At 55.3% G+C, this 7,820-nt stretch carries 9 protein-coding genes; 4 read left to right on the top strand and 5 right to left on the bottom strand.

Annotated features, from left to right (window positions below; all coding sequences use genetic code 11):
* The first annotated feature begins 144 nt into the window (after nt 1–144).
* Together hupA and OGY13_RS15880 are read left to right on the top strand one after the other, a co-directional pair.
* Nucleotides 145–417: a nucleoid-associated protein HU-alpha gene (gene hupA, locus OGY13_RS15875; RefSeq protein WP_001044509.1), complete on the top strand. Its 273-nt coding sequence runs from the start codon at nt 145–147 to the stop codon at nt 415–417.
* A gap of 11 nt (nt 418–428) precedes the next feature.
* Complete coding sequence (locus OGY13_RS15880) at nt 429–1,121, top strand: DUF1481 domain-containing protein (protein WP_032945667.1); 693 nt, start codon at nt 429–431, stop codon at nt 1,119–1,121.
* 61 nt (nt 1,122–1,182) lie between these two features.
* On the opposite strand, the gene zraP is transcribed toward OGY13_RS15880, so the two are convergent.
* Nucleotides 1,183–1,626: a zinc resistance sensor/chaperone ZraP gene (zraP, locus tag OGY13_RS15885; RefSeq protein WP_008787110.1), complete on the bottom strand. Its 444-nt coding sequence runs from the start codon at nt 1,624–1,626 to the stop codon at nt 1,183–1,185.
* Entirely contained in the window at nt 1,623–1,832 is a 210-nt protein-coding gene (locus OGY13_RS15890; RefSeq protein ID WP_008787108.1) for a hypothetical protein, read from the bottom strand. Before OGY13_RS15890 ends, zraP begins: the two co-directional genes overlap by 4 nt.
* Before the next feature lie 57 nt (nt 1,833–1,889).
* Between OGY13_RS15890 and zraS the strand changes: the two genes are divergently transcribed.
* Both zraS and zraR read left to right on the top strand, forming a co-directional pair.
* A complete protein-coding gene (zraS, locus tag OGY13_RS15895) occupies nt 1,890–3,275 on the top strand; it encodes a two-component system sensor histidine kinase ZraS (RefSeq protein WP_213753017.1) in 1,386 nt (461 codons plus the stop codon).
* Between the two features lie 5 nt (nt 3,276–3,280).
* Nucleotides 3,281–4,606, top strand: a complete 1,326-nt coding sequence (zraR, locus tag OGY13_RS15900) for a sigma-54-dependent response regulator transcription factor ZraR (RefSeq protein WP_060683072.1) — start codon at nt 3,281–3,283, stop codon at nt 4,604–4,606.
* On the opposite strand, the gene purD is transcribed toward zraR, so the two are convergent.
* The 3 genes from purD to OGY13_RS15915 all read right to left on the bottom strand — a co-directional run.
* Nucleotides 4,603–5,892 (bottom strand): phosphoribosylamine--glycine ligase, encoded by a 1,290-nt coding sequence (gene purD, locus OGY13_RS15905; RefSeq protein WP_048227505.1) that lies wholly within the window; start codon nt 5,890–5,892, stop codon nt 4,603–4,605. The two genes, zraR and purD, sit on opposite strands and share 4 nt — an antisense overlap.
* 15 nt (nt 5,893–5,907) lie before the next feature.
* Nucleotides 5,908–7,497, bottom strand: coding sequence for a bifunctional phosphoribosylaminoimidazolecarboxamide formyltransferase/IMP cyclohydrolase (gene purH / locus OGY13_RS15910; protein WP_008787105.1), 1,590 nt, complete (start codon nt 7,495–7,497; stop codon nt 5,908–5,910).
* 73 nt (nt 7,498–7,570) lie between these two features.
* Nucleotides 7,571–7,820, bottom strand: a 250-nt coding sequence (locus OGY13_RS15915) for a hypothetical protein (protein WP_286593312.1), incomplete at its 5' end; no start/stop codon positions are given.

Consider the following 7,820-nt stretch of genomic DNA (forward strand, 5'->3'; position numbering starts at 1 on the left):
GGCTTCCCATCCGCCCCCGGTCTGGTCTACATTTGGGGGGCGAAAAAAAGTGGCTATCGGTGCGTGTATGCAGGAGAGTGCTTTTCTGGCATTTCCGTCGCACTCGATGCTTAGCAAGCGATAAACACATTGTAAGGATAACTTATGAACAAGACTCAACTGATTGATGTAATTGCAGACAAAGCAGAACTGTCTAAAACACAGGCTAAAGCTGCTCTGGAATCCACTCTGGCTGCTATTACTGAGTCTCTGAAAGAAGGCGATGCTGTACAACTGGTTGGTTTCGGTACCTTCAAAGTGAACCACCGTGCTGAGCGCACTGGCCGCAACCCGCAGACCGGTAAAGAAATCAAAATCGCCGCAGCTAACGTACCGGCATTTGTTTCTGGTAAAGCACTGAAAGACGCGGTTAAGTAATTCGCGTGGCAGTGAACAGTTTTAACGAAGGGGCGGTTTCGCCCCTTTTGTCCATCTGGCGTCATACGCTTTGGCTTTCAGGTGTTCTGTTACTGTCTGCCTGCGGTAGCCATTCTGAGCTTCCTCCTTTCACGGCCAGCGGCTATGTTGGCGATCAGGGGGCGGTACGCATTTGGCGTAAAGACTCCGGTGACGATGTTCACTTGCTCTCGGTATTTAGTCCGTGGCGTAAAGGCGAAACCACTACCAGTGAATACCGCTGGCAGGGTGATTCGCTCTCTCTGATAGAACTCAACGTTTACAGTAAACCGGCTGAACATGTCCGTATACGCTTCGATGACCGGGGCGAACTGAGCTTCATGCAGCGTGAAGTCGACGGGCAAAAGCAGCAGCTTTCCAGCGATCAAATCGCGCTTTACCGCTATCGAGCCGATCAAATTCGCCAGACCAGCGATGCGCTGCGTCAGGGGCGGGTGATATTGCGTCAGGGACGTTGGCATGCGGATAACACGGTCACAACCTGTGAAGGTGAAACGCTGAAGCCAGACCTGGAGTCGTGGGCGATAAACCATATCGAGCGCCGCCAGAGACATTCATCCGTAGAGGTGAGTGTGGCATGGCTGGAAGCGCCCGAAGGGTCGCAGCTACTGCTGGTCGCCAATGAAGATTTTTGTCACTGGCAGCCTACAGCCAAAACTTTCTGAAAACCTGAATACAGGAAATCAGCAGGCCTGATCCGTATATCGTCATCAGGCATTAAGTCTTTTACCAGTGGCCCATTCCCATATGACCGCCGCCGCGATGGTTACCGCCACCGCCGCATCCGCCGTAGCCCATTCCCGCGCCACGTGGCACGCCAGCCTGCGCCATTGCGACATCACGTTTAACGCGCTGCTCGTCCAGAGACTGATTCAACGCTTCCATCTCTTTTGCAACGGCGTTAATTTTTGCCGTGTCCGGCGAGCTGGCCGTTAATAGTGCATTGTACTCATAACGTTTGGATGTCAGCTGTTGGCGCAACGCGCTGGTCTGGGAATAATAATCATCATAGATTTTCTGTGCGGCAGCCTGCTGCTCAGCGGTCATTGGCGTACCGCCCCGTTGCTGCATTCCGTCGCCATATCTCCAGTGATTCTGTGCCAGTACCGGGGTGGAGCCAAGTGCGATAAGAGAAAGTGCAATCAGTGCCAGTTTGTTGTTCCGTTTCATCGTTCGTTCTCCTGTTGGTTACTTACATTCCCTTTTGCATCTTCCGTGCCAAAGCGGCAATCCCAGTCCTGCGGGCGTTGTACCCGCCGTCTTTGCAGGGAAACGAGTAAAAATGACTCGCCAGAACGCGTCAGCGAGTCATTTTTACCCGTTACTTTCAGCTGTTTGTGTCTGAGGGCAGGGTTATCAGGGGGAAAAAATGGCATGATTTCTGCTGTATACCTGCAACGATGAAAGGAACAAGCGGGGTGAAGGGAGAGCGTATGCGTCTTTATAAGGATACGGTGGCAAAGTGGTTGAGCCGACTCTTGCTGGCGGCAATCCTGGTTTTGGTCGGCTGGTTTTCGATTATGACCATTCGGGACTATGGGCGGGAAAGTGGTGCCGCGCGGCAAACGCTACTGGAAAAAGGCAGCGTGCTCATTCGCGCTCTGGAGTCTGGTACGCGCGTAGGCATGGGGATGCGCATGCATCATGCTCAGCAGCAGACGCTACTGGAGGAAATGGCTGTACAGCCTGGCGTGCTATGGTTTGCTGTCGTCGATGAGCATGGTGTCATTATTACCCACAGCAATTCCGCGATGGTCGGCAAAACGCTCTATTCATCGGATGTCCTGCGACAGCTTAGTCCTGGGGAGCAAGAAAGCTGGCGGAATATTGAAATTCCAGCGAGGGATGGTGAAAAAACGCCAGCACTGGAAATTTATCGCCAGTTTCAGCCGATGTATGGTCCAGGACGCCACGGCATGGCGCGCTGTGCCAGCAATGACGGGCAGCTTATCACCCCTGCACAAACCATATTTATCGCCTTTGATGCCAGCGATCTGACAGCGACTCAGGCAAGGGAGTGGCGTAACACACTGATAGTCCTCTCTGCGCTGGCGGCTGTGTTGCTGGCCACCGTGCTGACGTTCTTCTGGTATCAGCGCTATCAGCGCTCGTACAAAGAACTCCAGGATGCGATGAAGCGTAAAGAAAAACTGTTAGCGCTCGGTCATCTTGCGGCTGGGGTGGCGCATGAAATTCGTAACCCGCTTTCATCGATCAAAGGGTTAGCGAAGTATTTTGCCGAGCGAACCCCGGCAGGAGGCGAGTCGCACGAGCTGGCACAGGTGATGGCGAAAGAGGCGGATCGTTTAAATCGGGTGGTGAGTGAGTTGCTGGAGCTGGTGAAACCTGCGCATCTGACGCTGCAAAAGGTGGATCTCAATGAGGTTATCACCCACTCATTACACCTGGTGAGTCAGGATGCGGCAAGCCGGGAAATCCAGCTCCGCTTTTCGGCCAATTCTACGCTGCCCGCTATCCAGGCCGATCCTGACCGACTGACTCAGGTTTTGTTGAATCTGTATCTGAACGCCATTCATGCGATTGGTCGTCAGGGCACGATCACGGTTGAAGCGAATGAAAGCAGCGGCGATCGCGTTAAAATTGTGGTTACCGATAGTGGGAAGGGGATTGCGGCGGAACAGCTGGAGGCCATTTTTACGCCTTACTATACGACCAAAGCTGGCGGAACCGGCCTCGGGCTGGCGGTAGTGCAGAACATTATCGAACAGCACGGTGGCACCATTCAGGTGGCAAGCGTTGAGGGCAAAGGCGCGACCTTTACCCTTTGGCTGCCGACCAAAGCGAAACAACAGGATTAACAAGGATGACGCGCGGAAAAATCAATATTCTGGTGGTAGATGACGATATCAGCCACTGCACCATTTTACAGGCGCTGCTGCGCGGCTGGGGTTATGAGGTCGCGCTGGCCTATAGCGGGCGAGCGGCGCTGGAACAGGTGCGCGAACGCGTATTTGATTTAGTACTGTGTGATGTACGCATGGCGGAGATGGACGGCATCGCAACGCTGAAAGAGATTAAAGCGCTGAATCCGGCGATTCCGGTCTTGATCATGACGGCGTTCTCCAGTGTGGAGACCGCCGTTGAGGCGCTTAAAACCGGGGCGCTGGACTACTTAATCAAGCCGCTGGATTTTGACCGTCTGCAGGAGACGCTGGAAAAGGCGCTGGCGCATACGCGGGAAACGGGCGCTGAACTGCCATCGGCGTCGGCTGCGCAGTTTGGCATGATTGGCAGCAGTCCGGCGATGCAGAAGTTGCTCAATGAAATCGCGATGGTTGCGCCCTCGGATGCTACGGTGCTTATTCACGGAGACTCCGGTACGGGGAAAGAATTGGTGGCCCGGGCGCTGCATGCCAGCAGCGCCCGTCGCGATAAACCGCTGGTGACGCTCAACTGCGCGGCGCTTAATGAATCGCTGCTGGAGTCCGAACTTTTTGGTCACGAGAAAGGGGCGTTTACCGGGGCGGATAAACGGCGGGAAGGTCGCTTTGTGGAAGCCGATGGCGGCACGTTATTTCTTGATGAAATTGGTGATATTTCACCGCTGATGCAGGTGCGTCTGCTGCGGGCTATCCAGGAGCGAGAAGTGCAGCGTGTTGGTAGCAATCAGACTATTGCGGTTGATGTCCGGCTGATCGCCGCCACGCATCGTAATCTGGCCGAGGAAGTCAGTGCCGGGCGCTTTCGTCAGGATCTCTACTATCGCCTGAACGTCGTCACCATTGAAATGCCAGCGCTGTGCCAGCGCCGGGAAGATATTCCGCTGTTAGCCGAACATTTTCTCCAGCGTTTTGCCGCGCGTAACCGTAAAGCGGTGAAAGGCTTTACTCCGCAGGCGATGGATCTGCTGATCCACTACGACTGGCCGGGCAATATTCGTGAGCTGGAAAATGCGATTGAGCGCTCGGTGGTGCTGCTGACGGGAGAATATATTTCCGAACGCGAGCTGCCGATGGCGATTGCCGCGACGCCGATAAAAACGGAATTCAGTGGCGAGATCCAACCGCTGGTGGATGTCGAAAAAGAGGTGATTCTGGCGGCGCTGGAAAAAACGGGCGGCAATAAAACGGAAGCCGCCCGTCAGTTAGGCATTACGCGTAAAACGCTGCTGGCGAAAATTTCGCGTTAGCGTTGCTCGCGTTCAATGGCGCGCCAGCCGATGTCGTTACGGCTGAAGCTGCCATCCCAGCGGATGTCGGTCATCAGGGCGTAAGCGCGTTTCTGCGCTTCAGCCACGGTATGACCCAGGGCGGTGGCGCACAGCACGCGACCACCGCTGGTCAACACGCGATCGTCTTCGGCGAGTTTAGTGCCTGCATGGAACACTTTTCCGTCTTCTACTTCTTCCAGCGGCAGACCGTGGATCTCATCTCCGGTGTTGTAGTTGCCCGGATAACCTCCGGCAGCAATGACGACACCCAGCGAGGCGCGTTCGTCCCACTCGGAGGTTTTCTCATCCAGCTTGCCGTCGCAGGCGGCCAGGCAAAGCTCCACCAGGTCCGATTTCATGCGTAGCATGATCGGCTGGGTTTCCGGGTCGCCGAAGCGGCAGTTGAACTCGATAACCTTCGGATTGCCCTGTTTGTCGATCATCAGACCCGCGTACAGGAAACCGGTGTAGGTATTCCCTTCCGCCGCCATACCTTTTACGGTTGGCCAAATAATGCGTTCCATGGTGCGCTGATGCACTTCATCAGTTACCACCGGCGCTGGTGAGTAAGCACCCATACCGCCGGTGTTCGGGCCAGTGTCGCCGTTGCCTACGCGTTTGTGGTCCTGGCTGGTGGCCATCGGCAGCACATGCTCGCCGTCGACCATTACGATAAAGCTCGCTTCTTCGCCGTCGAGGAACTCTTCGATAACGATACGGTGGCCCGCATCGCCAAAAGCGTTACCTGCCAGCATGTCATGAACGGCGGCTTCTGCTTCCTCCAGCGTCATCGCCACGATAACGCCTTTACCGGCGGCCAGGCCGTCAGCTTTGATGACGATCGGCGCGCCTTTCTCACGCAGATAGGCCAACGCTGGCTCAATCTCAGTGAAGTTCTGATATTCCGCCGTCGGGATCTGGTGACGGGCGAGGAAATCTTTGGTGAAGGCTTTGGAGCCTTCCAGCTGTGCAGCGCCTTCGGTTGGCCCGAAGATCTTCAGGCCAGCGGCGCGGAACGCATCGACCACGCCAATCACCAGCGGCGCTTCCGGGCCGACGATGGTCAGGTCAATTTTCTCGTTCTGGGCAAAGCTCAGCAGAGCTGGAATATCGGTGACGCCGATAGCCACGTTCTGCAACGCGGGCTCCAGTGCGGTACCGGCGTTACCCGGTGCGACAAAAACGGTATCAACCAGCGGGGACTGTGCGGCTTTCCAGGCCAGGGCGTGCTCGCGCCCGCCGTTGCCAATCACTAATACTTTCATCGTCTGCTCCGTGGATTAATGGCGGAAGTGGCGCATGTCGGTAAAGATCATCGCGATACCGTGTTCATCGGCAGCGGCAATGACTTCGTCATCACGGATAGAACCACCGGGCTGGATAACGCAGCTCACGCCAACGGCGGCGGCAGCATCAATACCATCGCGGAACGGGAAGAAGGCGTCAGAGGCCATTGCAGAGCCTTTCACTTCCAGACCTTCGTCAGCCGCTTTAATCCCGGCGATTTTTGCGGAGTACACGCGGCTCATCTGGCCTGCGCCTATGCCGATAGTCATGTTCTCTTTGGCATAAACAATGGCGTTGGATTTCACGAACTTGGCGACTTTCCAGCAGAACAGTGCATCGCGCAGCTCTTGCTCGGTCGGCTGACGTTTGGACACCACGCGCAGTTCGCCTTCGCTCACCATCCCCAGATCCCTGTCCTGAACCAGCAAACCGCCGTTAACGCGTTTGAAGTCCAGGCCCGGTACACGTTGTGCCCACTGACCGCAGGTCAGAACGCGAACGTTCTGTTTGGCGGCGGTGATTTTCAGTGCGTCTTCGGTTGCGGACGGGGCGATGATCACTTCCACGAACTGACGGGAGATAATTGCCTGCGCGGTTTCGGCATCCAGTTCGCGGTTGAAAGCGATGATGCCGCCGAACGCGGAGGTTGGGTCGGTTTTATAGGCGCGGTCGTAAGCGTCGAGAATAGAGGTACTTACCGCCACGCCGCACGGGTTAGCGTGCTTAACGATCACACAGGCTGGCTCGCTGAACTCTTTCACGCACTCCAGCGCCGCGTCGGTATCTGCGATGTTGTTGTAGGAAAGCGCTTTGCCCTGTACCTGCTGCGCGGTGGCAACGGACGCTTCTTTAACATTCTCTTCTATATAGAAGGCAGCCTGCTGGTGGCTGTTCTCGCCGTAGCGCATATCCTGCTTCTTAATGAAGTTCAGGTTCAGCGTACGCGGGAAACGACCGGCGGCCTCTTTGCTCTCACCGTGGTAAGCCGGAACCATGCTGCCGAAGTAGTTGGCAATCATGCTGTCGTAGGCGGCGGTGTGTTCGAAGGCTTTAATCGCGAGGTCAAAGCGGGTTTCCAGAGTCAGGGAGCCTTCGTTGGCATCCATCTCTTTAATAATGGCGTCGTAGTCGCTGCTCTTCACAACGATCGCTACGTCTTTATGGTTCTTGGCTGCGGAACGCACCATGGTCGGGCCGCCGATATCAATGTTCTCTACCGCATCTTCCAGCGAGCAGCCTTCGCGTGCCACTGTCTCGGCGAATGGATACAGGTTTACAACCACCATATCGATAGGGGCGATACCGTGCTGTTCCATAATTCCGTCATCCTGACCGCGACGACCAAGAATGCCACCGTGGACTTTCGGATGCAGGGTCTTCACGCGTCCATCCATCATTTCCGGGAAGCCGGTGTAATCGGAAACTTCGGTCACTGGCAGACCTTTCTCCGCTAACAGGCGCGCAGTGCCACCTGTAGACAGCAGCTCCACACCACGTGCGGAAAGTGCCTGAGCGAATTCGATGATACCGGCTTTGTCAGAAACACTGAGCAGAGCGCGGCGGACTGGACGACGTTGTTGCATGGTAAATCCCCTGGATTTGACTATTACAGAGAGCGTTAGGTGAATTCTTGGCTAAAAACTCAGCTAACGCCCCTTACGGGGCATCCTTGTTTTGCGGGGGCATTGTAACGAAAACGTTTGCGCAACGCTCGCGAATTTTTAATTTTCGATTTTGACCTCTTCTTTTTCTGTTGAAGGAGGCTGATATAACGAGAGGATCGTAGAAACGATCGTGTGGTTTGTGGATAACTCTGTGTGTAAATTGGTATAAGGCGGGGTTTTGCTGTGGAATGCAGCAGTCAGTCATTTTTCTGTCATTTAAGGGTTGCGGGCCGCAGGAAACT

Origin of the sequence: Citrobacter sp. Cpo045 (assembly GCF_030332875.1) — a bacterium.
Lineage (GTDB): Bacteria > Pseudomonadota > Gammaproteobacteria > Enterobacterales > Enterobacteriaceae > Citrobacter > Citrobacter portucalensis.

Bases quoted from the DNA above. Each gene is read 5' to 3' on its own strand.
- hupA (WP_001044509.1), top strand. From the start codon at position 145: ATGAACAAGACTCAACTGATTGATGTAATTGCAGACAAAGCAGAACTG.
- zraP (WP_008787110.1), bottom strand. From the start codon at position 1,626: ATGAAACGGAACAACAAACTGGCACTGATTGCACTTTCTCTTATCGCA.
- OGY13_RS15890 (WP_008787108.1), bottom strand. From the start codon at position 1,832: ATGCCATTTTTTCCCCCTGATAACCCTGCCCTCAGACACAAACAGCTG.
- zraS (WP_213753017.1), top strand. From the start codon at position 1,890: ATGCGTCTTTATAAGGATACGGTGGCAAAGTGGTTGAGCCGACTCTTG.
- zraR (WP_060683072.1), top strand. From the start codon at position 3,281: ATGACGCGCGGAAAAATCAATATTCTGGTGGTAGATGACGATATCAGC.
- purD (WP_048227505.1), bottom strand. From the start codon at position 5,892: ATGAAAGTATTAGTGATTGGCAACGGCGGGCGCGAGCACGCCCTGGCC.
- purH (WP_008787105.1), bottom strand. From the start codon at position 7,497: ATGCAACAACGTCGTCCAGTCCGCCGCGCTCTGCTCAGTGTTTCTGAC.